The following is a 25,852-nucleotide window of genomic DNA, read 5'->3' on the forward strand; positions in this document are numbered from 1 at the left end:
ATGAATAATGAAAAGTTTGGTGTCGCGTTTCGCGACACCAAACTTTTTTCTATTTTTTTACTGATTGCCTTCCGGCATTCTGCCACCTCTGCCATGATAGAGACGGTAGAGGTTGTTGAGCTGCTTCTCATACTTCTGCTCCAACTGTGGACTCACCATTCCGGCAGCCTCGCAGATGCTCTGCATGATCATGATCTGACGGATGCAGTCGTGCTCTGCCTGGAGGAAACGGTCGTTTGGCAGCGAGAGATAGTAGTTGAGGTATTGTGAAGCATTCTTCCATACCGCTTCTATATATTCCTTGCCCTTGGTTTTCTGACCGGTCATCAGCCAGCCGCGAGCCATATCCAAGCCACCGCTCATGTAGTCGAGCGTAACATTGTAGGCAGGAATCTCGGTATCAGCCTTCTTCAGAATGTTAATAGCCTTCTGTTTCTTGCCTTCGGCGATGAGCTGGAGGGCTGTCTGGGCGAGCAGGCGACGGTGGGTATAACACATACGCATGGTTGTCTCGTCGATGTAGAGTCCCTTCTGCTTCAGGTTGCCGAACTTGAATCGGGTCATGATGTTGTGATAAGCCTTCTCTGTATCGAAGTTCTTGGCACCTGGCTTGTTGGTGGTGAACGGAGTGATACGGTTCACAAGTCCCTCCTGTACGAAGTTGTCACCGAGGTTCATATAGTTCTCTTCGCCTACGGTGAGTGCTACGTAGAGCGGACGGGTCCAGTTGCACTGTGCCAGCATTTCGAGCATCATGAGGTCGTTCTTGTAGAGTGCGCTCTTGCCGGCAAGCGAGATGACCATCTTGTCTGGAATAGAATCTGATGCCATCATCATGCCGCTCTTCTTTACAGCTTCCTTGTCGATGGTGACATAGAGGGTATCCGTAGGGATGAAGTGCATGTCAGGGTTCTTGCTGCGTACCCAGTTCTTCAGGATGTTCTTGAGCTCGAACGGTTCGGCACCAAACTGCTTCTTGGCATTCTCTGGATCCTGCTTGTAGAAGTCGAGAATCTGCTTCTTTGCCTCAGGCTCAACAGATACATATTCGTTGGTACCTGAACAGTAGTCGAGACGTGGCCAGGTGATTGGCACAGATGGTGAGTTGTATGCAGGACGCCTCATCTGGTCGATATACCAGTCGGTCTGCAGGTAGCTCAGGTTACATACACGGGCATCAGTTCCTACGCCTTCTACCTCCTGGTTGTACCAGAGTGGGAAGGTATCGTTATCACCATTGGTAAAGATGATAGGGTTGCCCTTCTCCTGGAGCGACATCAGGTAGTTCTGACCGAAGTCACGGCAGGTGTAACGGTTTGAGCGGTCGTGATCATCCCAGGTCTGTGATGCCATCTGGATAGGTACGAGAAGTGTGATGACTGCTACAATGGCTGTTACGGCAGTACCGCTGAGCTTCATCTTGCGCTTCAGAATGTCGATGATGGCGAGTACGCCGAGACCGCACCAGATAGCGTATGCATAGAATGAGCCGGCATAAGCATAGTCACGCTCACGTGGCTGCATCGGTGTCTGATTCAGGTAGATGACGATGGCAAGACCTGTCATGAAGAACAGGAAGAATACAATCCAGAACTGCTGGATTCCGATAGGGAGGAGTACTTCCTCTTCCTTGCCGTTCTTCATTACCTTCTTCTTGCGGGTATACCAAGCCTGCCAGAAAAGTCCGACGAGACCGAGAATCAGCGGCATGCAATAGAATACATTGTGTCCCTTGTTCTCCTTCAGGTCGTCTGGCAATTTGCTCTGGTCGCCATAGAGTGAATCATCGATGAATGAGAAACCGGTAATCCAGTTTCCGTGCTCTGGCTCACCATTGCCCTGGATGTCGTTCTGACGGCCGGCAAAGTTCCACATGAAGTAGCGCCAGTACATGAAGTTGCACTGATAGGAAAGGAAGAAGCGGATGTTGTCAAACTGTGACGGCATCTTTACCATCATACTCTCTCCGCAGCGGTCGTAAGGAATCTCTGTGCCTTCTACACCGCCCATCCAGTCTTCGTATGCCTGGGCATGAGCCGAACTGTACATACGAGGGAAGAGCATGTTCTGGGCATAGATATACTGATTCTTGTGACTTACTACGAAGTAAGAGTCCTTCTCATCAGCCGAAGCCTTCTCCTTGCGCTGGTAAACCGGTGCGCCTTCCTTCATGACAGGCTTGCACATGTTGCCGTCTACTTCGAGGGCTACCTGTGATGTATAAGCCTGTCCATAGAACAGAGGACGGTCACCATACTGGTCGCGGCTCAGATAACTTCCCAGGGTAAAGATGTCCTCAGGAGAGTTCTGGTCCATAGGAGGGTTAGCAGAAGAACGGATCACGATAAGTGCGTAGCTGGAATAACCAATCATCAGCATCAGCATGCAGAGCAAGGCTGTATTCTTGACGCGTGCAGAGATGAGCGGCAGAAGCTGCATCTTCTTCTTGGCGATGCCTGTAGATTCATCAACGCCTGTTACTACTTCCTGCTTGCGCTTGTAGCCGAGTACGAACCAGAGGATAACCAGCACGATGATGCCGGTGATGGCAGCTGTCCAGCCATATCCGTAGAATGGGATGCCGAGCATGCCGAAGCCGAGAACGAAGGCGATATTCTGCTTCTTCTCGTTCTTCTCTGATGCGTTACAGGTCTCGTAGATACCCCAGATAACTGAGGCTACGAGACAGATGATGTATACGATTTCACCGGTATTGAACGGACAGCCGAGGGTGTTGACAAAGAACAGCTCGAACCAGCCGCCTACGGTGATGATACCTGGAACCACACCATACAGTACGGCTACCACTACGAGGAATGAAAGGAACAGCGCCAGAATCGAGCCCTTGAGGTTGGCATGTGGCACCTTCTTGTAGTAATAAACCAATACGATGGCTGGAATACAGAGCAGGTTGAGCAGGTGGACACCGATACTCAAACCGGTCATATAGGCGATGAGCACAAGCCAACGGTCGCTATGAGGCTCGTCAGCATGGTCTTCCCACTTCAGAATGAGCCAGAATACCACAGCGGTAAAGGCAGAAGAGAACGCATAAACCTCACCCTCGACAGCTGAGAACCAGAAGGTATCGCTGAAGGTGTAGATGAGTGCGCCTACCATACCGGATGCCTCGATGGCAATCAGCTTACTGGTGGTCAGTTCTTTCCAGTCGCTGATGACGAGTCGGCGAGCCAGGTGGGTGATGGTCCAGAAGAGGAACATGATACAGACGGCGCTCAGCAGGGCGCTCATCGTATTTACCATCTTGGCTACCTGGGTAGTGTCGCTGGCGAAATGTGTGAAGAAATTGCCTAAAAGCGTGAAGAATGGTGCCCCTGGTGGGTGACCGATCTCCTGCTTGTAAGCAGTCGTAATAAACTCAGGACAGTCCCAGAAACTGGCTGTCGGTTCAATTGTGGAACAATAAGTGAACGCCGCAATGATGAATGCGACCCATCCGAAGATATTGTCCACTAATCTGTACTGTTTCATTATTGTTTAAACTTTAATGTATTATATTTCTTTCTGAATGCTTTCTCTGTTTCTGAGTGCTTTCTCTGTGCCTTTCTAGGAAGGCACATTTCAGTTGCAAAGATAATAAAAAGATGAGATAATATGGATTTTTGCACCTGTTTTTTAGGCATTATTATATAATAAGCCTATACATTTAAGAAATGCTCTTCCAGTTTCTCTCTCGGCATATCTGCCGTATCGTGGTAGTGGAGATGATGATTTACGCAGGCGATGTGCTTTACGTTATTGAGCACTTCGGCTACATCATGACTTACGATGATAATGGCGCACTCCCGGTTGATCTGTTCCAGCATCTCGTACATCTGCTTCTGGGAGCGGCGGTCGATATAGGTGTTGGGCTCATCCAGTATTACTACATCGGGTTTGGAAACAATGGCGCGGGCGAGGAGTACTCGCTGAAGTTGCCCGCCGCTCAAGGCTGCGATATGGCGGTCTTTCAACTCTGTGAGCTGCATCTGTTCCAGACAGTCGAGAACCTGCTGGTGCTGTGCCTGTGTGTATCTCGAAAAGAGACTTTTGGTCTTGCTGAGTCCTGAGAGTACCACTTCATAAACGGAGATAGGGAACTGTTTGTCGAGATGATTGTATTGGGGCAGATATCCCATGCTGATTTCCCTTACTTCCTCCCCGTCTTTATAAAAGCGGATGCTGCCGTCTGTGGGTTTCATCAGTCCCAGGATGAGGCGCATGAGGGTTGTCTTGCCACCACCATTGGGACCAATGATGCCAAGATAATCGTCTTTGTAGACGGTGAGGTTGATGTCGTGGAGCACCTCCTTGCCTTCGTAACCAGCCGAAAGATGCTCTATCTCTATTAACTTTGAACTTTGAACTTTGAACATAGAACTTTATGATTAGTTGTTGTTCTTTATTTTCCTACCACAATTTTCTTGCCCTGTACCGCCAGAGATACTTCTTTCATCGCATTGGCCCAATCTGCCTGCAATGGGTTGATATCCATCGCCTTTGTTTGGCTTTCCTTGATGAATGTCGTGGTGTTGCGGTTGGCAAATTCAGCCTGTATGAGACAGTATCTGATTTTTTCCTTTCTGGCTCTTTCGATGAGACTCTTGAGCTGGGCGGCGCTTGGCTCCCTGCCTTCTTCCTCGATGGCAAGCTGCTCCAACTGGTAATCACGGGCGAAGTAGGTGAGGATAGGGTGATAGATGACGAACTTGCGAACCATCTCCGGATTATCCTTGAAACTCTTTCTGATGATGCTGTCCTGCCTGTCGATGCTGCTGAGCAGCAGCTGATAGTTTTTCTGGAAGAAAGTCTTGTTTTCCGGTTCCAATTGGCAGAGTGCCTTGAAGATGTTGCCGGAGATGATGCGGGCGTTTTTGCAACTCATCCATACATGCGGGTCGGTATTGCCGCCTGGTGTCTTGGCGGGCGTGATGCCTGTGGAGGTATCTATCACCTTCATGTCAGGAGCGTTGTCCTGCAGCTTCTTCATCCAGGTCTGTTCGAAACCGATGCAGCCCACTTTCAGATAGAGGGCACTCCTGGAGAGTTCCATCATCTGCTGGGCATAAGGCTCGTAAGTTTCTGGATTGTTGCCGTTGGATACCATCACGTTGACATCCACCTTATCTCCGGCAATCTTATTAACGAAAAACTTGTAGGGAGGGATAGTTACGGTAACAGCAGGTTTGCCATCGCTGTTGGCGACAGATTCCTTTCCGTTACTTTCTGCTGTGTTACCTTTCTGCTGGCTGCCTTTACAGCCCGTGAAAACCACACATAATATAATAAGGTATAAATACTTTCTCATAAGCAGTCAATCTATATGAATCAATTCTTTGTTTTCTTTCTTATGATGCTGACTTAAAAGATGAAACTCAGTCCGTAAACCAGCAGAACATATCTCAACATCTTTCCGATGGTGATGCTGATGACAGAAATCACGATGTTGGCTCTCGTCAGTCCCAAAACGATGGTGATGGCACTTCCCAACAGGGGCAGGAAGGCGAAGAATCCCATCCAGGCTCCTCTGTCGGCCATGAAATGCTGAGCCTTGTCAAGACTCTCTTTCTTTACATGCAGATATTTCTCTATCCATTCCAACTTGCCCATCCGTCCTACGCCATAGTTGAACATAGAACCGAGCACATTGCCGATGCTTCCATACAGTACGAGCTGGATAGGTTCCAGTCCGGCAGCCTGTAAGCCCGACATCACCACCTCGCTGCTGAAGGGAACGAAACTGCCGGCAAGGAAGGCTGATACCAGCATGCCCCAGTAGCCCCAGCTCATTAAGAAATCTATTATCCAACTCATAGTAATATGCTCTCTGGTACGAGTATGTTGTAAGCCATGATAAGTACCAGCATGATGAGCAGCAGGATGAAGGAGATGTTGGTAAACTTACCTCTGGTGAATGTGATGAAATGGGCGATAAGCGGTGCTGTATTCACAATCAGGATGCCGCCCAGTTCCTGTATATGTCGAGGCTGGAGGACGATGAAGATGATGCAGGCAACCGATATCATGATAAACGTTTCGTAGATCATGCGGGTGCGTATCTTGTCGCCGTAGCTGGTGCGTATGAAGTGGATGGAACCGATGATGGTGAGCAGGGTAACGAAACTCAGGTTCAGTACCTGATGGTCGGTAACCTGCGAATAATCAAAGAGTTCGCTGTAGTTGATGAATTCGCAGAAGTGGTCAGCCAGCCCCTGTATGTTGTCGGTATAGAAGAAATAACCGGCTGCAAACCAATAGGGCACGATGAGACCTACCAGGGATGCAAAGAATGTCTTTACGCTAAACGAGAGGGTAAACACCATCATCATGATCCATAGGATAGGCATGAAATAGCCTATCTGCACGAAAACCATCGATGCCAGACCGATGCAGGCAAAGGCGTAGAAAGTCCAGCCTGTAGAGCGTTTATCCTGATAGCAATTCCAGATAATGAGATAAAAGGCGATGAAACACATCGTCACAATACTGCTTTTTAAAGAGAGTTGAGGGAGTCCTGCCATCGTCATTAATGCCAGAAAACTGCAAGATACCATTCGGCTGTAGGTACGCATCAGGGCATTACGGTTGTTCAGTTCCACCATCAGCAGGGTAGACATGGCTGTGAAAGCAAATTCTACCCAGATATTGGATACCAATAAACCTACTGCAACCCAAACCAGCGTGGCAAGGGTTGCAGTAATAGGTAAAGAGTAGCGGCTAGCCGCTACTTTATTTTGAAAAGTTTTCTTTCTTAACATCTAATTCAATGTTGAATGTTGAATGTTGAATGTTGAATGTTAAGTGTTGAATGTTGAATTAGGCTAGCGCCCTTGAGTCCGTTAGGCAATTCAACATTCAACATTCAACATTCAACATTAAAAAACTAAAGGTCCTGTCCGATATCAGAACGGAAGTACTTGTCGGTGAACTGGATCTTCTGTGCCTCGGCAAAGCTCTTCTTCAAGGCTTCTTCCTTGTCCTTGCCGTAGCTGCTTACGCAGATGACACGACCACCGTTGGTTACTACCTGACCATCCTTCATGGCTGTACCGGAGTGGAATACTACCGAACCTTCTACATCGTCGATGCCCTGGATAGGATAACCCTTCTTGTAAGCCTCTGGATAACCGCCGCTTACGAGCATCACGCAGACTGCTGCACGCTCATCAAACTCGATGCTGCGCTTGTCCAAGTCGCCTGCTGCTACACCTTCGAAGAGATCCACGATGTCGCTCTTCAGGCGGAGCATCACGCTCTCTGTCTCAGGGTCACCCATACGGCAGTTGTACTCGATGACCATAGGCTCGCCTTCAACGTTGATCAGACCGAAGAAGATGAATCCCTTATAGTCGATGTTCTCCTCAGCAAGTCCTTCTACAGTAGGACGGATGATGCGCTCGTCAACCTTCTGCATCCACTCCTTGGTAGCGAATGGTACAGGGGTAACGCTACCCATACCACCAGTGTTCAGACCGGTATCGTGCTCGCCGATGCGTTTGTAATCCTTAGCCTCAGGCAGAATCTTGTAGTTCTTGCCATCGGTCAATACGAATACAGAGCACTCAATGCCACTGAGGAATTCCTCGATGACTACGCGTGCAGAAGCGTTGCCGAACATACCGCCGAGCATCTCCTTGAACTCCTTCTTAGCCTCTTCCAGGGTAGGGAGGATGAGAACGCCCTTACCGGCGCACAAACCGTCAGCCTTCAATACATAAGGAGCCTTCAGCGTCTCCAGGAATTTCAAGCCTTCCTCTACGTGCTCGCCGTCGAAAGTCTCATACTGGGCAGTAGGGATGTTGTGGCGCTTCATGAACTTCTTGGCGAAGTCCTTGCTGCCTTCCAATACGGCGCCAGCCTTTGATGGACCGATGACAGGGATGTTCTGGGTGCGAGGATCGTTCTTGAAGTCATCGTAAACACCCTTTACCAATGGGTCTTCCGGACCAACTACCACCATATCAACGCCATTCTCTACTGTGAAGTTCTTGAGCGCCTCAAAGTCGTCTGCCTTGATATCTACGTTCTCGCCGACATTCTGAGTACCGGCATTACCTGGAGCGATGAAGAGTTTCTCACACTTCTCGCTCTGAGCGATTTTCCATGCTAAGGCGTGCTCGCGGCCACCGCCTCCTAACAATAAAATTTTCATTTGCTGTAAGTTATTGTTTGTTATTTGATGTAGAAGTAAACTCCCCTTTTCGGGGGGATGTTTACTCCTAGATATTTACTTGAGATAATCGAAGAAATAATTGCTGATGCGCTCATGCAGATGAGTGCTCTGATGACCTCTCATGTTGTGAGGCTCGCCAGGATAGACGAAGAAGTCTGGCTGGGTGCCTGCTGCGATGCAAGCCTTGAGGAAGGTGAGGCAGTGCTGTGGCACTACGGTCACATCGTTCAAGCCCTGGATAATCTGCAGCTTGCCCTTCAGGTTCTTTGCCTGATAGAGCAGAGAGGTCTTCCTGTAACCCTCTGGGTTGGTCTGTGGGGTGTCCATATAGCGCTCGCCATACATCACCTCGTACCAGTGCCAGTCGATTACCGGACCGCCTGCTACGCCTACCTTGAACACATCAGGGTGGTTGGTCATCAGCGAGATAGTCATGAATCCGCCGAAGCTCCAGCCGTGAACGCCAATCTTGTCAGCATCTATGTAAGGAAGCGTCTTCAGATATTCCACACCCTTCATCTGGTCTTGCATCTCAATCTGTCCGAGTTGGCGGAAGGTAGCCTGCTCGAAAGCCTTGCCACGGTTCTCGCTTCCACGGTTGTCGAGGATGAAGAGCAGATAGCCCTTTTCTGCCATGTAGGTTTCCCAACCACGGCTAGAGTAGTTCCAGCGGGCATCTACGTTGTGGGCATGAGGTCCACCATATACATATATAATGGTAGGATACTTCTTGTTTGGATCGAAGTTTACCGGCTTCACCATTCTCCAGTAGAGGTCTGTTTCGCCATCGGCAGCCTTGATAGTACCGCAGCTGTACTCAGGCACATTGTAGCCCTTCCAAGGGTTCTCGGCAGTGAAGTAAGCGGTGCGCTTGCCGTTCTCGGTATTCACGAGGGCAATCTTGCGAGGAACGGTAGGAGTAGAGTAGTTGTCGAAGACATACTGTCCGTTCTCGCTCAAAGTGGCGCTGTGCCATCCCTTGCCGCAATCATCTACCAGCGTACGCTTGCCGGTTTTTGTATCTACGGCAAAGATGTTTCTCTGGATAGGCGATTTCTCGTTGGATGCGATGATGATACTCTTGCGCTTGCTGTTGAAACCGAGCACTTCCATCACTTCCCATTTGCCGGAAGTCAACTGCTTGATTTCAAGTGATTCTGTATTGCTTGCCATACGGCTTCCGTGCTTGCCCAGGGTGCAGATGTAGAGATGGTTGTAACCATCCTTGCGGGTCTGCATGATGAAACTGCTGCTGTCCCAAGGCAGGAACTGGATAGGATGACATGGTTCTACATATTTCTCATCGGTCTCGCGATAGAGTTCGCCTGTCTTCTCGCCGGTTTCTGCATTGTAGGCAGTCAGACGGCAGTCGTTCTGGTCGCGGTTCAGTTCGAACATATAGATGGTCTTGCTGTTCGGACTCCATGCGATGTTGGTGAAGTAGCGGTCGGTTGGATCGCCAGCCTTCAGATAGATGGTCTTGCCGGTCATGCAGTCGAACACGCCTACGGTTACCTTGTGTGAAGTCTCGCCAGTCATCGGATACTTGTCTGGGGCAGGAGTAGCAATGCAACTCTGTGTTTCAGGATGATTGAAACCGATTTCCGGGATGTCGACCTGCGGATAGTCGGTTACCATACTCTGGTCCATGCGATAGAAGGCGAGCAGTTCGCCGTTCGGACTCCAGAAGGTTCCCTTGCTGATACCGAACTCATCGCGGTGAACACTCTGTCCATAAACAATTTCGCGGCTTCCGTCCTTTGAGAGCTGGAAATCGTGAGATTTCTTTTCTTTTGTCAGGGCGTTGCTGGTTACATCGAAGGTACGCACATAGAGGTTGCTGCCCTTCAGATAGGCAAAGGCGTTCTGCTGGGCGTTGGCCTCCAGGAGGTTCTCGCCGTCAGCAAACTCCATCTCGCTCAGCAGCTTATGCTTCTTGAAGTCTATGGTATAAGTCTTGCTGCCGTTGCTTACCATCACGATGCTCTTGCCTGCAAAAGGGAAGAGAGCATTGTAGAGGGCTCTTACCTTGATGTCCTTGGTAGGAGCAATCCACTGGTTGATGTCATTGATGCCGAAGAGTCTGGTCTCCTTGCCTGTCGTCTTGTTGACGAGATAGCAGGCATCCACATCCTGGCGAACGAGTTCATTGCCCCACCAGGTGCACCAGCGGTTCTTAGCCACCATGTTACGATAGTTGTTGCCGCCGAAGTTCAGGTCTTCCAATGTAAAGGTTTTCTCGCCTTTCTGAGCAGGAACCACGCCCTGAGCCTGTAAGTCGGTTGCATTCATAGCCATCATAATCATAGCAGCAAAAGATAATTTATAAATTGAATTCTTCAGATTCATTATATTCTTTACTTTACTTTATCGGGTTTACCACCCATGCGTCGTGAAACACGACGTATGGGTAGTATGTCTCTTTAATCCTCGTCGTCGAAGTCAACGCTGAAGTTCTTCTTGCCTCCGCGCTTGCCTCCGAAATCACGGCCACCACGTTTGTCGCCTTTGAAGCCACCACGCTTGTCGCCTTTCTCGAAACGCTTTCCGTCGCGCTTGCCACCGAAGTCACGACCACCTTTGCGGTCGCCCTTGAAGCTACGGCTTCCACGCTTGTCATCGTCGTCATCATTGCGTCGACCGCCACCGATACGTGAACGGCCGCCCTTATGGAACTCAGCACGCTTCTTCTCGAAGTCTTCCAGACGGTGAGTATGGAACTTGAAAGAACGGATATCGTCCTCCTCGTTTTCAGTCTCCTCGCTAACACGCTTCTTGAATTCACGCTCCTTCTTGAAACGGTGCTTCTGAGCCATCTCGCTCTTCTCGCGCTCTGTCTTCACAATACCGCCTTCAGAACGGAAGTCCTTCATCTTGCCGTCGAACATCACATACTTGCGGAATTCGCACTCCAAGCTTCCGTTGAATACAGGAATCTTGATAGATGGTTTCAGACCAATCTGCTCGAAGCACTCCTCGCGGTAACTCAATACCCAAGCCTCGTTGCCGGCAAAAGCCTTCTTGAAACGCTCACCGATCATCTTGTAGGTGTTCAGGAGGTTAGGGGTAGAGATGCGCTCGCCGTATGGAGGGTTCATCACGATGATGCTCTTCTCTGCTGGCTGGGTGAAGTCCTTGAAATCAGCCTGTGAGATGGTGATGTCCTTGCTAAGACCGGCAGCACGAACGTTGAGATTAGCTGTGTTTACAGCCTTCATGTCAACATCGTAGCCATAGATATGGTGCTCAAACTCGCGCTCCTGAGAGTCGTCGTTATAAATCGTATCGAAGAGATCCTGGTCGAAATCGTTCCACTTCTCGAAGGCAAACTCCTTGCGGAATACACCTGGAGAGATGTTGCGGGCGATGAGGGCAGCTTCGATGGCGATGGTACCTGAACCACACATCGGGTCGATGAAATCGCATTCGCCCTTCCAGCCGGTCATCAGAATCATACCTGCAGCGAGAACCTCGTTCAGAGGAGCCTCTACCTGCTCCTGGCGGTAGCCACGGCGGTGCAGACTCTCACCACTCGAATCGAGACTCAAGGTGGCATTGTCTTCTGCAATGTGGATGTTGAGACGGATATCCGGGTTAGATACGCTGATATTTGGACGTGTACCCTGCTTCTCGCGGAACCAGTCAACAATCGCATCCTTTACCTTGTAGGTTACGAAGCGTGAGTTGCGGAACTCCTCTGAGTAGACTACTGAGTCAACAGAGAAAGTCTTCTTCACGTCTAAGATGTCATCCCACTTGATCTTCTGAATCTGATCATACACCTCTTCAGCGCTTCTAGCCTTGAAGTGCTTGATAGGCTTTAAGATACGGATGGCTGTGTGCAACTGGAAGTTAGCACGATACATCATTTCCTTGTCGCCTGTGAAAGACACCATGCGGCGACCAATCTGTACATTATTGGCACCCAACTGGGTGAGCTCTTCAGCCAAGACAGGCTCGAGGCCCATGAAGGTCTTGGCAATGAGTTCAAATTCCTGTTCCATTATTGAATTCTATATCTAATAAACTTTGTTTTTCTTTTTTATATTTCTTTGTTTTCGGTTTCATATCCTTGGTAACCCATACGTTGGCTCCCACTACGCAGCCTTCTCCGATGGTGATGCGACCGAGGATGGTGGCATTGGCGTAGACGATGACATCATTTTCGAGGATAGGGTGGCGGGGGATTCCCTTGATAGGGTTGCCGTCCTTATCGAGAGGGAAACTCTTGGCTCCGAGGGTTACACCCTGGTAGAGTTTCACATTGTCGCCGATGATGCAGGTAGCTCCAATCACCACACCCGTACCGTGGTCGATGGTGAAGTGCTTGCCGATGGTAGCCTCTGGGTTAATATCAATACCGGTTTCCGAATGAGCCAGTTCAGTCATCATTCTCGGAATGAGCGGCACTCCCAGTTCGTGCAGTACGTGGGCTATGCGGTAGTTGGTAATCGCTTTGATGACCGGGTAGCAGGAGATGATTTCTCCGTGGCTCATGGCAGCCGGGTCGCCCTCGTAGGCAGCCTCTACATCGGTAGCCAGAATCTTGCGAAGTCTCGGGAATTCCATGATTGCCTTGGCTGCAATCACGCCTGCCTTGGCACGCTGGTGCTGCAGTTCAGCCTGGGTTTCCGTTTCGCAGTCGTTGGCGAAGCAGAGACCGGCGAGGATCTGCTCTGACAGCATCTCATAGAGTTTCTCTACTCTTACTCCAATGTGATATTTGATGGTTGAGATATTTACCGAAGAATTGCCGAAATATCCCGGAAAGAGGATAGAACGGGACAAACTGATGATTTCTTCGAGCGCCTTGCCCGAAGGAAGTGGATTCCCGTCTCGATGCTGATGGAAGAGACCCTTCAAAGATTCGGCGCTCGAAAGCTCCTCGATGGTCTCTGTCAGCTGATGAGTTAATGTATCTTTACTCATTTTCTTAATGTCTCAATAAAATTTGAGTGCAAAGATACGATTATTTTCTTGAATGACAAAGAAATAGCTATGGTTTTTTGTATTTTTTAGAGTGATTTTTTGGGGGATGAAAAATGGAAAGACCCATATACGGCGTTTTACCGTACATGGGTCTGGCTTGTCTTATTTTGCGATGCTGTCCAGGAAGAGGAGCAGTCGGTTGGTGACGTTTACCTCTGAAACACCGGAATCGAAGTCGAGCGATACGAGGTTGAGTGTAGGGAACCGGTCGTGGAGACGTTTCTCGATGCCCTTGGAAATCACGTGGTTGGCGATGCAGCCGAAAGGCTGGAGCGAGATGATGTTGTTCACGCCATCACGGATGTAACCTACGATGTCGGCAGGCAGAAGCCAGCCTTCTCCAAACTGGGCTGCGAGCGAAACCAGTCCCTGTACGTCCTTCGCATCATCATAGATATTGGTGAACGGACGGAAGTAGCGGAACTTGCCGGCTGCCTTGTTTACCTGGCGCAATCTTCTGCCTATCAGCGCCTGATAAGCGCCCTTGATGATGAAATCGGGCACTTTGGTGCAACTCAGCCGCATGTGTTTCTGTATCTCTACATTCACAAATTCCTGCAGGAAGAAAGGGGCAAGCAGAGGCGGAACCACCTCAATGCCGCGCGAAATGATGTTCTGCTCCAGGAACTGGTGGGCGAAAGGATTGAACTTCAGGAAGATTTCGCCTACGATTCCTACCTTCGGCAACGTTCTGTCGAGGGTCATCTGGTTGAATTCTTCGGCTGCCTGTTCCAGGAGTCGGATGAGTCCTTTGGCTGAATTCTGGGCGATAGGTCCGTCTATCAGCTGCATGTATTTATCGCGCAACTCTCTGGCAATGCCCGGTTTACGCTCTCTTACGATGCAGGCGTTGTACATTTCGTTGATTGCATCGCCATAGAAAATGGCGGTAACGATAATCTGACTGTATTTCAGCCAAGGCACATTGAAGCCGTCCTGCTCGTTGTAGTCTTGCTTGTCGTCTGTTGAGCCTGATGCTTCGCCTGTTGAGGCTGTTACACCGAGCGTGAGCAGCGGAATGTCCTGGAATCCATTGGAAATCATCGCACGTTTGATGAGGCCGGCGTAGTTGGTTGCGCGACATTGGCCGCCCGTCTGACTCATCACTACTGCCGTATTATTCAGGTCGTATCTGCCTGATTTCAAGGCTTTGATGATGTCGCCGACGATGAGTGTTGCCGGATAACAGACTTCGTTGTTGGCAAACTTCAAGCCGAGTTCGGCGCTTACCTCATTGCTCATCGGAAGTACCTTTACATCATAGCCTATCAGTTTCAGGATAGGTGGAATGATAGGGGTGAGGTATTCGGTCATGAAAGGAGCGAGAATCTTGCGATGAATATCCTGCCTGGTGAATACCTTGGTCTGCTGTAAATGTTGAATGTTGAGTGTTGAATGTTGAATTTCTTCAGCTGTTGAATTTTTCACTCTTCGTTCTTCACTCTTCACTTCCTTTACTCCCTTCAGGCTTTCTATCAGCGAGCGGACACGGAGCTTCAGGGAGCCGATATTGCTCACGTCATCTATCTTCAGCAGCGTGAAAGGCTTGTTGTGGCGCTTCATGATGTCGCGAATCTCGTCCTGGATAAAACTGTCAGGACCGCAGCCGAAACTGGTCATCTGGACGAAATGAACCTCATCGCCCTGTTCGGCTACCCATTGTGCTGCCTTCAGAATACGGTTCATATACGCCCATTGCTTCACGAGATAAGTCTCTGGCTGACAGTTGTATGCTTCGTTGTTGTCTTGGCTGGCTAAAGCTGCCTCATTTCTTTCTGTCGCCAGGTCCTCCAGATTGAAGTCTTTGAAATCTGCAAAGAGATTACCCCGGGCGATGTCTTCGCTGATGACGTTGACTCCCAGATTGGCTATCATCTCGCTCAGCTTGTGCTGAATCAGCGGGTCAGTATGATAAGGACGGCCTGCCAGCAGAATCGTAAGTCCCTTGTTTGGCTTAAGAGCCACTGTTTCTTCATTTTTCAGAATCTCCCAGCCCTGTTTCTTGATTTCGGCAGCATATACTGCCTGAGCATAGAGGGCCTCTCTCAGCGCTTTATGGGCAGTCTTCTTGCTTACTCCCAGTTGCTTGAGATAATCGGTAATCTGCTTTTCCAGCGCCTTAGGCTGGGCAAAGTTGATGACGGGCGTATCGATCGGTTTCTTCAGATTGATGACCGACTTGATGACATCGCTGTAGCCCGAAACGACCGGACAGTTGAAGCTGTTCAGCGTATTCTTCGGGTCGTCATTATGCTCATAAACCACGTATGGCATGAGGATGCGGTCAACCTTCGGGTTCTCGTTGAGTTCCTTCAGATGACTGTGAGCCAGTTTAGCCGGGAAGCAGATATTGTCGCTCATCACCGTATTCAAGGCTCCTTCATACTGGCTGAAAGTGGAATCGGAAGAGAGAATCACGCCCAATCCGGCTGCCCGGAGCAGCGCATTCCAGAACGGATATTCCTCGTACATGTTGAGGATGCGAGGAATGCCTACCCATGTACCGCGAAACGCCGTAGCAGGTGGGTTAACTACCTCTCTATCAAATAGTAAACTGTATTTGTATTCGTAGATATTTTTGCCTTTTATCCCGTTTACTCCCTTGTTGTTGAACACACGCTCGCACTTGTTTCCGGAGTAGAATCGGTTACCGCCGGCAAAGGTGTAGCGGGAAACATAACAATGGTTTTCGCAGCCTTTGCATTGCAGCTGTTTGGTTTCATAATGAGCCAGATTCTGGAGATCATCGATGGATCTTGATGAGGCAGGGTGCTCGTCTTCTCCAGATGTGCGATGCTTGTAATCTGCCGCTGCATGAAGGGCACAGCCGTAGGCGCCCATCAGTTCAGGCATGTTGCTTCGTGCCACTTCGGTATGGGTGAGCAACTCAAATGCTCTTACCACCGCATCGTTTCTCATTGTACCACCCTGCACAACGATTTTGCCTCCAAGGTTCTCATTACCATGGAGTTTCAATACCTTATAAAGACAGTTCTTGATGACCGAATAAGAGATTCCGGCAGAAATATCAGCTACAGAAGCGCCCTCTCTGAGCACCTGTTTTACCTTCGAGTTCATGAAGACGGTGCAGCGGGTTCCCAGGTCGCAGGGAGCCTTCGACTGGCAGGCGAGTTGAGCAAAATCGCCTACAGAATAACCCATATTGTTGGCAAAGGTCTGGATGAATGTTCCGCAGCCCGAACTGCACGCCTCGTTGAGTTCCATGCGCACCACAGCCCCTTTCTCCACGAAGATAGCCTTCATGTCCTGTCCGCCGATGTCCAGGATAAAACTCACGTCAGGCATGAGTGAGGCAGCCGCTCTTTCGTGCGCCATTGTTTCGATAATGCCGCTATCGAGGCCGAAAGCCGCCTTGATAAGTTCTTCGCCGTAACCTGTAGAGCAGGAGCCTACGATTTCCAGTTCAGCGCCTCGCAATGCAGCTTCCTGCTTCAGGGCGTTCAGTCCATCCGCTACAGCCTTGATCGGATTTCCCAGATTCAGGCGGTAATTGGTAAAGACAATATCTCCCGTAGGCGTCTCCGCATTCACCCTTACCGCAACAATCTTCGTCGTAGTAGAGCCCGAGTCAATACCAATCACAACCTGCTGTTTTCCTTTATTCAGCGGTTTGGTTTCCGTAGCGAATTTCGCCTTAGATTTGAGCCATTCCTGGTGCTCTTTCTCATTCTTGAACAGAGGCAGCAGACTGCTGGTCCATTCCGTTTGTATTTCTTTTTTCATCCGGCTTCTGAGAACAGATACTGAGGCAGCAGAATCTGCCGATTTAGCCCGATAAGCACAGCCCAGAGCCGGAATGAGATTGCTGTTTCCTGATACGATGAAGTCGTTTGGAGAGAGATGGAGATAATCGCAGAAAGCCTTGCGGAGAGCCGGAAGAAAGGTAAGCGGACCGCCGCAGAGCAGGATAGGAGCCTCGAAACTGATGCCGTGAGAAAGCGTAACCACCGTCTGTACGGCGATGGAATGGAAGATGCTGGCTGCAATATCGGCTTCGGGCAGATTGCGCGCCATCAGGTTCTGGATGTCGGTCTTGGCAAACACGCCGCAGCGGGCAGCCATCGGATAAACGTGCTCTGCCTTCATCGCCAACTCGCTCATCTTCTGGTTCTCTACGCCCATCAGCACACTCATCTGGTCGATGAAAGCGCCCGTTCCGCCGGCGCAGTTGCCGTTCATGCGCAGTTCCATATTTCCGTTTTCCTTGAAGAAGATAACCTTCGCGTCCTCGCCACCAATATCGATGAGCGCCTTCGCCTCAGGATGAGCCGTACGGGCATAGACCGATGCAGCCACCACCTCCTGTACAAACTCCGCCTGGAGCTGTTCGGCAGTAGCCATTCCTACGCTTCCCGTTACGCAGATTCTTGCCTCTGCATCGCCCGTGAGGGCTAAAATCTCATCGAAATATTGTGACACAAGTTCGTTGACACGAGCGTTGTGGCGTTCGTATTTTGAGTAAATTACCCGATTATCGCTGTCGATAACGGCTATTTTGGCTGTCGTAGAGCCAACGTCCAGTCCTATGTAATAAGTCTTCTCCATTTCTCTTATCTCAAGTGTTTTCTTTTATCTTCTAGTATCTTCTTATCTTCTAGTGGCTTTTCCCAAGTTCCATCTGCTCTCTTCTCATATCCCTGAAAGCGCTCCAGGCTATCGGAACCGCAACGGCAAACGAGCAGCAATCTGCCCACATCTGACACATCTCAACGCCCAGCAGTCCGAAGAAATAGGGGAGGATGAAGATGAGCGGAATGAAGAAAAGTCCGCTGCGTGCTGCCGCTACGATGTTGGCTCTCACCGGTTTACGGATGGTCTGCATCAGCATGTTGGTGAGCACGATACTGGCTACGAGCGGAAAACTGAGCACCTGCCATCGCAAAGCCACCGAACCTACGGCTACAACCGCTGCATCATCGCGGAAGATGCTGATGATGGATGTTGAGAAGATGAAGCCGAGAAGGGCACAGACGCTGAGGAAAACCGTGCCGCATTTGATGCAGAAAAAGAAGGCTTCCTTTACGCGCCCATAGAGTTTGGCTCCGTAGCAGAATCCGCAGAGCGGCTGGAATCCCTGACCCAGACCGATGACCATCGCATAGGTGAAGAAGGAGATGCGGGTAACGATGCTCATGCCCGCAATGGCTGCATCGCCAAACGCACCTGCTGCCACATTGAGCATCAGCGTAGCAATACTTCCCAGTCCCTGTCTTGACAGCGAAGGGGTTCCGCCGAAGATAATCTCCTTGGCAAAGGCGCGGGTAGGGGTGAAATTGCTGAGACGGATGCGGATGTTCTCGCCTTTATGCGTCATCCAGAAGAGCATGGCGCAGCCGAAACACTGGCTGATGAGGGTGGCTACGGCGGCTCCGGTAATGCCCAGCTGGAAGTAGAGAATGAGCAGAGGAGCCAGAATCAGATTGAGCAGCACCCCCGACATGATGCCCTTCATCGCATACATCGCATTGCCCTGGAAGCGCATCAGGTTATTCAGCGTAAGCGAGGTGGTCATAAAGGGAGCACCCAGCAGGATAATGCCCAGATAACGCTCTGTATAAGGAAGAATGGTGGGCGTAGAACCCATCAGAAGGCAGAGCGGAGTGAGGAAAAGATGACCTAGAATGGCGATGAGGAGACCGGTAAGAAAACTCAGCACAAAGCCCGTTGTTGCCATCTTCTGTGCCTCTTCCGTATGCTTGGCGCCCAACTGTCGCGAAACATAATTGCCTGCTCCGTGACCGAAGAAAAAACCAATCGCCTGAATCACAGCCATTGCTGCAAAGGCAACGCCTACCGCTGCCACACTCTGCGTGTTGATGCTGCCCACGAAATAGGTGTCGGCGAGGTTGTACATGCTCGTCGACAGCATACTGATAATCGTTGGTATGGCCATCGTAAAAATCACATGATGCACAGGGGCATGAGTGAGGAACGTATAGTTGTCTCTTTTCTCTTTCTTCATAACTTTATGATGCTCTTTTGGGGCATTTCGACCTGCAAAGGTACATAAATATCCACAAAGTTGGACAATTATGAACCAACTTTTATAAATTTATAAGAAAAGAGTTGCATTATTCATAAATTTATTGTATTTTTGTGCCGCAATTGAATATATATACATAAAACAATATACTAATGAATGATGAGATAAGAATCATACCGATAACGACTAAAAAAGGGCTGAAAACCTTCATTCAGTTTCATTATGATCTCTACAGAGACCATAAGTTTGCCATTCCCTTTTTGCGTTTCGACGAGATGAATACGCTGGACCCAAAGAAGAATCCTGCCTTCGAATTCTGCGAGGCACAATACTTTCTGGCGGTTGACAGCGAGGCTCGTATCGTAGGTAGAATTGCTGCCATTATCAACCATCGTGCCAACGAACAGTGGAACAAGAAGCAGGTTCGCTTCGGCTGGTTTGATTTCGTGGATAATGTTGCGGTTTCCTGTGCCTTGTTGCGCGCAGTAGAAAGCTGGGGCAAGAGCAGGGGAATGAACGAATGCGTAGGTCCGCTCGGATTTACGGATATGGACCGTGAAGGCTTGCTCATCGAGGGTTTCGACCGGAAGTCTACGATGTATATCAATTACAATTATCCTTATTATAAGACGCATCTGGAGAGTTATCCGCTCTATGAGAAGGATAACGACTGGCTGGAGTACCGCATCAGAATTCCGGAAGTGACGCCGGCTAAGTTTGCCAAGACAGCCCAGATGATAGAGAGCCGATATAATCTGCATGTTCATAAGTTCACCCGCCGGGAACTGACCTCGGGAGGAATGGGTAGGAAGGTGTTCGAAATAGTGAACGAAACTTATAAGAATCTCTATGATTTCCAGCAGCTTACGGAGAAGCAGATAGATGAATATGTAAATACTTATATCAAGAAGGCTGACTTGAACCTGGTAACGGGTGTGGTAGATGGCAACGTTGGCAACAAGCTGGTAGCCTTCGGTGTTTCCTTCCCTTCGTTTACCGATGCGCTGCGTGAGATAGGCGATGGCAAGCTTTTCCCTACGGGTTGGCTGAAGGTGCTGAAGGTTCTGAAGTGGCACAAGACGGATACGGTAGATTTGCTCTTGATTGGTGTTCTTCCGGAATATCGCAAGAAGGGAGCCAACGCGCTTATTTTTGCCGATCTGATAGAGCAGTATCGCCGTTATGGCTTTAAATGGGCTGAAGCAATGCCGCAGATGGAGACCAATACCGGTGTTCAGAGCCAGTGGCAGTATCTGGAGAGCGAACAGCATCGCCGTCATCGCTGCTATAAGAAGAAGATTTAAAAGTCTCTGTTTTGAGCCGTTTAGCGGTAAAAAAGATAGAAAATGGGCTAAAAAGTTAATAAATGTAACTCGCTCTAAATTGGACTTTGATTGAAAATCAAGAAGTTGGTCGTTTGCCTATATTATATAGGTAACAATATGGAAACGAGCGGACTTCTGCTCGTTTCTGTATTTTGCAATATGCAAAGAACGCCTTAATTCGGGGACAAAGATACGATATTTTTCTAAATATCCAATGATTTACAAGAGGAATTTTATGGAAATTAGAACTTTTGCATAAAATCTGATGCTTAGCAACACAATATACATCCTAAAATAAACAGCAGGTGTTCGGACATAGACTATCCGAACACCTGCTGCCATAACGTTTTATTGCTGACAATGATTCTGACATCAGCTTTCATATACTTTTGCAGTATAGGAGTATTTTGTCCCTGTGTGCTCACTGTGGCTATAGCCATAAAATAGTTGCCATCTTCTCTATGTATGAGTTTGGCATTATGGCTTATGATGTTGCAGTTATAAGATGCATTGTCGTTGCCCTCGAAAGAAACATGAGCTGTCCTTGGCTCATCGAAAAGATGCAAATACTTATATGGTACAAACACTTGCACTGTTCTTTGATTGAGAACCTCACCATTAGCCTCTATGGATATAGGATAAGGTATCTTATAGAAAGCGACTGCGAGGGCGAGGACTATGATGGTAATGATTATAGTCCCCAAGCTGACGAGGCGAGGAGGAACCTTGCCTATCACGTTCCTCACCTTCTCACTTCTCAACTCGATATTATCTGATTCTCTTTCTTTCTGTTCCATGTCAAAAACATTTTAGTTTCCCAATTCCAATTGATTCTTCACAAGATTATAGTATGCCCCTCGCTTGGCGGTCAAAGACTCATGGTTGCCAACCTCAACGACCTTACCATGGTCTATGACTACGATTTGGTCGGCATTCTTCACCGTACTCAGTCGATGAGCCACAATCACAACAGTCTTGCCCTTGTAGAACTTATCCAAGTTCTCCACGATGCTTCTCTCGTTGTTAGCATCTAGCGAGTTGGTTGCCTCGTCAAGGAAGATATAGTCTGGATTCTTATACACCGCCCTTGCTATCAAGATGCGTTGTTTCTGTCCCTGGCTCAGTCCCACGCCATCACGTCCAATCTTGGTGTTGAACTTCAGAGGCAAAGCCATCACATAATCCTTGATACAAGCTATCTCGGCTGCTTTTAGCAACCGTTCCTTGTCTATGTCACCATCATCAACAGCAATGTTTCGTGCGATACTCTCCGAGAAGATGACACCTTCCTGCATCACAACGCCACATTGTCTGCGCCACCATTTCTTGTTGAGCTTGTTGATGTCAGTATTGCCTATGTTGATTTGTCCCTCCAAGACGGGATAATAACCAAGCATCAAACGGATGAGGGTGGTCTTTCCACTGCCAGATGCGCCAACGATGGCTGTTACCTTACCTTGCGGAATGTGAATGTTCACATTGTCTATGGTCTTGCGCAAAGCATGTGGATCATATTTGAACATGATGTTCTTGATGTCGATGCCCTCGTCCTTGTCCTCAATAGAAGTTAGCAAGCCTTCCTTTCCGTTCTCATCATCCATCTGGTGAATCTCGTTGATTCGTTCCAAGCTAATCTTCACATCTTGCAGAGAATAGAAGAAGTTCATCAGTTGCTCCACAGGCGAGTTGAGCTGTCCGATGATGTATTGCACGGCAAGCATCATACCGAGTGTCATTTGACCATGGATTACGGCGGTGGCTGCAACTACCGTGATGATGATGTTCTTCACCTCGTTGATGAAGATACTTCCAGCCTCCTGTGTCTGTTGGAGTTTGAGTGATTTCATCTGCACCCCGAACAAGTCTGCTTGCGTGTCCTCCCATTCCCATCTTCTGCGTTGCTCACAATCCTGCAACTTGATTTCCTGCATGGAGGTGATAAACTCGTAGGTCTTATTGTTGTTAATAGCTTGCTGCTCAAACAATTCATAGTCGAGCACCTTTCTCCGTTTCAAGAACAAGGTCATCCATGCGCCATAGAGGATGCTTCCCAACAAGAAGATGGCAAACACAAACTTGTTATAGAAGAACAACACCACCGAGAAGACCACGAAGGTGAGCATGGCAAAGGTAATATTGAGCGTTTGCTGAGTGAGGAAGTTGTTCACACGGCTATGGTCGTTCATTCTCTGCATCAAGTCGCCCATGAGCTTCGTGTCAAAGAAAGACATCGGCAACTTCAAGAGCTTGATGAAGAAGTCGCTCACCAATGAAATATTGATGCGCAAGGATATATGAAGCAATAGCCATCTGCGGATAAAGTCGATTGCCGTTCGGCTGATAGTGAGCATCAACTGTCCCAACAGGATAAGCCAAACAAAGCCGATGTCTTGGTTCTTGATGCCGACATCTACAATGGACTGGGTAAGGAATGGCAAGACAAGCTGCAAGAGGCTTCCGACTACCAAACCCAAGATAATTTGTCCGAAATACTTGCGATATTTCCTCACATATCCAAGGAGAAAGCGGAAAGACCTCTTCTCTTTGATGTGTTCTTCGCCCTCCATCTTGTAAGTATAGAAGGCTGGAGTGGTTTCCAAGAACATGGCAATGCCCTTGTCCTCATCATTGGATTTTGTGCTTATCCAATGCTGCTTAAATTCTTCTAAGCCATAAGTAACCAATCCCTTCCCTGGGTCAGCGACATAGAATTTCTTGCCTTTCTTTACCTTATACAAGACAACAAAGTGATTCTGATTCCAATGAAGAATACAAGGTAGAGAGGCTTCACCTAACATAGAAATGGTAGTTTTTGTACTTATTGTGTGTAATCCTAGGATATTAGCTCCCTCATTGATGCCTAGCATGGACACCCCTTCCGTTGTTGCAAAGCAAAGTTTCGACAGTGAATCCATTGTGTACTCTCTGCCGAAACATTTACATATCATTTGCAAGCATGCTACCCCACATTGCATAGAATCATGTTGGTGGGTGAATGTAAAATTATTTTTCATCTTGAATATTAATCGTTTTTTTACAAGCGTTTTCTTTGTTGTATTCCCGCACCTGTTCCTTTGTATTTGTCTTTTTTTGCATTTAAAGCATATCGAACAGTCAACATAACAGAACTTGACGAATAAGATTTGATATTTGAACAACTCTGTTTACCAGAATATATGACACGTCGCAAATTGGCAGTACCAAAGATATCATTGGCATAAAGCTGTATAGTTAATCTATCTTTAAGTAATGTTTTATATAACGAAATGTCTGTATTCCAGTAACTATATGTAAAGCAATTGCCCATATTTCCTTCAGTTTGAACTGTCATTAAAAGTGAAGCCATAAACCATTTGGTATCAAAAGTATTATTGATATGAAATGTTCCAATGGGATTACTCAATGATTTCGAATTTGGGTTTGACATGTAAAACCATTGTTTGGATATAGCTGCCTTAAGTTGTGGATGCCAAAAACCAATCGAAGGGCTAAGGCTTAAATTCGTTTGAATTTTGTTATAACTTTCCATATTTTCTGGTCGCATTATTGATATTTGCATATTTTCACCATAAGGTTTTACAATACTACAAATTTCATCAGAAATATGGGAATAGATAGCGGAAAAAGCAATGCTACTCCAAGTGAAGTAAAATCCTAAGTTACGACTTTTCGAAGGAAGCAGATAAGGATTTCCAGACTCATAAGTATAGCGATTGTCATATTGAATACCATTTCTTAATTGATAGTATGATGGGCGATTTATATCGGAAGCATAATTAACTTGTATTTGTGAATCTCCTATAGGAAACGAAATAGACAATGATGGAAATAGGTCACTAAATCTTTTACTTTGAGATGGGACATATTCTTCATGACTATAATACTTAAAATTCGTGTTCTCATAACGTACCCCCATAAGAATAACAGCGTTTCCAATACGTCTATTATAATCACAAAAAGAAGAGTATGCCTTTTCCTCAACAGTGCTTCTTTCATTGTTGAGGAGATTTATGGGAAGTACATCATATTTGCTTTTTCGTTTGTTGTCAGAAAACTCTCCTCCCCAAGAGAAATGCCCACCAAAAAGCGGTATCGTCAAATTGATTTTTGACGCAAGTTGGTAACTAAAAGAGTTGCGTGACGTTTCAACTTTTTCAGAAGTAGCGTCCATGTTCGCATCTATCCACTCATTATTATACATGTGCTCCTTTTTATTGTACCAATAATAGTCAATATTGAAGTCAACTGTCAATTTGCCAACCTTTCCTACATAGTACGCATTTGTAGTTACTGCTGTAGAATTTGCAGGAGACTCATAATAGCTATGAGAAGATTCTGATATGTTAGAATCTTTTGTAACTACTGCATCCATGGTTCCAGAACCGTAATTTTTAGCAAACCTATCATAGCTTGCTCTTACTCCTAACGAAGTACTGTCATTAAGCTGATAACTAATAGCCAACTTGGCATATGGGTTGACATTCGTATATTCTTGAATGATGTTGTTATTTTTCTCCCAAACGTTATCTAAATATGTAAACTGTTGGACCAGTTTGTCATCTTCCGTATTGGAATAATCACAATACAAAGAACTAGAAATGTCCATCTTTTTATAATGGAAATTTAATGTGGCAACATTTGTGGTACTAAAACGTTTTTCTTCATTTATACCATAAGATGAACTCATATCAACACCCCAACTGTCTTCCTTGCGAGTCTTGGTTGTAATACGAATTACACTTTTTGTGGCTGCGCCATAACGTGCTCCAGGATTGTTGATAACCTCTATGTTTTTTATATTGTCACCTCGCAAGTTTTTGAGTTCCATTCGGTCAATAACTTTATGACCATTAAGGTAAAAATCGGGAACGCCTCTGCCTAAGACTTGCACTTTTCCTTCAATAATTATAATGTTTGGAATATAGCTCAACACATGCTCTAAAGTTCCTGCCTTTTCCAGAAAACTTCCAGCAATATTGGTTAACATTCCTTCGTCTTTCAATATAGTCTTAGGTAAATTACTTTTAATCACCACTTCACTTAAAGTATTCCTATCTTCGTTAAGTACCGCTTTTATCACCTGTTGTCCATCAACATTCATTACTAATGTAGAATAGCCAATTCGTGAGAAACGGAGAAAACCTTGCTTTCCCTTTGAGTCAATTGAAAATTTTCCATCGGAATCAGTTCCTGCACCATTGATAAAGGTCGTGTCTTTTCTTGATAAAAACACCACATTGACAAACTCTAATGGAAGTCCCAAAGAATCAATAACTTGTCCCTCTACGTTCTGGCAAAAAACATAGAGGGGCAAGAACTGAATGAACATAAATACTATTATTCTAAAACATTTCATTGTAT

15 protein-coding genes are annotated in these 25,852 nt (G+C 47.4%); 1 reads left to right on the forward strand and 14 read right to left on the reverse strand.

The features are described 5' to 3' along the window. Positions 1–57 precede the first annotated feature (57 nt). From ONT19_RS00970 to ONT19_RS01020, 11 genes are all read right to left on the reverse strand, one after another. Positions 58–3,492, reverse strand: a complete 3,435-nt coding sequence (locus ONT19_RS00970) for a glycosyltransferase family 117 protein (RefSeq protein WP_264953403.1) — start codon at positions 3,490–3,492, stop codon at positions 58–60. Positions 3,493–3,659: 167 nt separating this feature from the next. Next, positions 3,660–4,376, reverse strand: coding sequence for a metal ABC transporter ATP-binding protein (locus ONT19_RS00975; RefSeq protein ID WP_144152841.1), 717 nt, complete (start codon positions 4,374–4,376; stop codon positions 3,660–3,662). A 26-nt stretch (positions 4,377–4,402) separates the two neighbouring features. Next, positions 4,403–5,308 (reverse strand): metal ABC transporter solute-binding protein, Zn/Mn family, encoded by a 906-nt coding sequence (locus ONT19_RS00980; RefSeq protein WP_264953404.1) that lies wholly within the window; start codon positions 5,306–5,308, stop codon positions 4,403–4,405. A gap of 53 nt (positions 5,309–5,361) precedes the next feature. Then, the gene (locus ONT19_RS00985; protein WP_264953405.1) at positions 5,362–5,814 is read right to left on the reverse strand and encodes a YqaA family protein; all 453 of its coding nucleotides are present in this window, start codon (positions 5,812–5,814) and stop codon (positions 5,362–5,364) included. Continuing rightward, positions 5,811–6,758, reverse strand: coding sequence for a hypothetical protein (locus ONT19_RS00990; RefSeq protein WP_147330138.1), 948 nt, complete (start codon positions 6,756–6,758; stop codon positions 5,811–5,813). Before ONT19_RS00990 ends, ONT19_RS00985 begins: the two co-directional genes overlap by 4 nt. Before the next feature lie 125 nt (positions 6,759–6,883). Further along, positions 6,884–8,152, reverse strand: a complete 1,269-nt coding sequence (gene purD / locus ONT19_RS00995) for a phosphoribosylamine--glycine ligase (protein ID WP_117587961.1) — start codon at positions 8,150–8,152, stop codon at positions 6,884–6,886. 75 nt (positions 8,153–8,227) lie between these two features. Further along, the gene (locus tag ONT19_RS01000) at positions 8,228–10,471 is read right to left on the reverse strand and encodes a S9 family peptidase (RefSeq protein WP_264953430.1); all 2,244 of its coding nucleotides are present in this window, start codon (positions 10,469–10,471) and stop codon (positions 8,228–8,230) included. A 125-nt stretch (positions 10,472–10,596) separates the two neighbouring features. Further along, complete coding sequence (locus ONT19_RS01005) at positions 10,597–12,177, reverse strand: THUMP domain-containing protein (protein WP_153089037.1); 1,581 nt, start codon at positions 12,175–12,177, stop codon at positions 10,597–10,599. Continuing rightward, positions 12,161–13,102: a serine O-acetyltransferase gene (locus ONT19_RS01010; protein WP_117694464.1), complete on the reverse strand. Its 942-nt coding sequence runs from the start codon at positions 13,100–13,102 to the stop codon at positions 12,161–12,163. Before ONT19_RS01010 ends, ONT19_RS01005 begins: the two co-directional genes overlap by 17 nt. 162 nt (positions 13,103–13,264) lie before the next feature. Next, entirely contained in the window at positions 13,265–17,728 is a 4,464-nt protein-coding gene (locus ONT19_RS01015; RefSeq protein ID WP_264953406.1) for an acyl-CoA dehydratase activase-related protein, read from the reverse strand. Positions 17,729–17,777: 49 nt separating this feature from the next. Then, positions 17,778–19,145 (reverse strand): MATE family efflux transporter, encoded by a 1,368-nt coding sequence (locus tag ONT19_RS01020; protein WP_264953407.1) that lies wholly within the window; start codon positions 19,143–19,145, stop codon positions 17,778–17,780. A gap of 173 nt (positions 19,146–19,318) precedes the next feature. On the opposite strand from ONT19_RS01020, the gene ONT19_RS01025 reads away from it, so the two are divergent. Further along, positions 19,319–20,470 carry an N-acetyltransferase gene (locus ONT19_RS01025; RefSeq protein WP_264898732.1) on the forward strand — a complete coding sequence of 384 codons (1,152 nt, stop codon included), beginning with the start codon at positions 19,319–19,321 and terminating at the stop codon, positions 20,468–20,470. Between the two features lie 341 nt (positions 20,471–20,811). Here the strand turns inward: ONT19_RS01025 and ONT19_RS01030 are convergent, their stop codons facing one another. From ONT19_RS01030 to ONT19_RS01040, 3 genes are read right to left on the reverse strand one after another with little or no spacing between them, the layout of a single operon-like run. Further along, positions 20,812–21,288, reverse strand: coding sequence for a hypothetical protein (locus ONT19_RS01030; RefSeq protein WP_264953408.1), 477 nt, complete (start codon positions 21,286–21,288; stop codon positions 20,812–20,814). Between the two features lie 12 nt (positions 21,289–21,300). Further along, a complete protein-coding gene (locus ONT19_RS01035; protein WP_264953409.1) occupies positions 21,301–23,505 on the reverse strand; it encodes a peptidase domain-containing ABC transporter in 2,205 nt (734 codons plus the stop codon). Positions 23,506–23,525: 20 nt separating this feature from the next. Then, positions 23,526–25,847 (reverse strand): outer membrane beta-barrel family protein, encoded by a 2,322-nt coding sequence (locus ONT19_RS01040; RefSeq protein WP_264953410.1) that lies wholly within the window; start codon positions 25,845–25,847, stop codon positions 23,526–23,528. Positions 25,848–25,852: the final 5 nt, after the last annotated feature.

Origin of the sequence: Segatella copri (assembly GCF_026015625.1) — a bacterium.
In the GTDB taxonomy this organism is placed as follows: domain Bacteria; phylum Bacteroidota; class Bacteroidia; order Bacteroidales; family Bacteroidaceae; genus Prevotella; species Prevotella copri_H.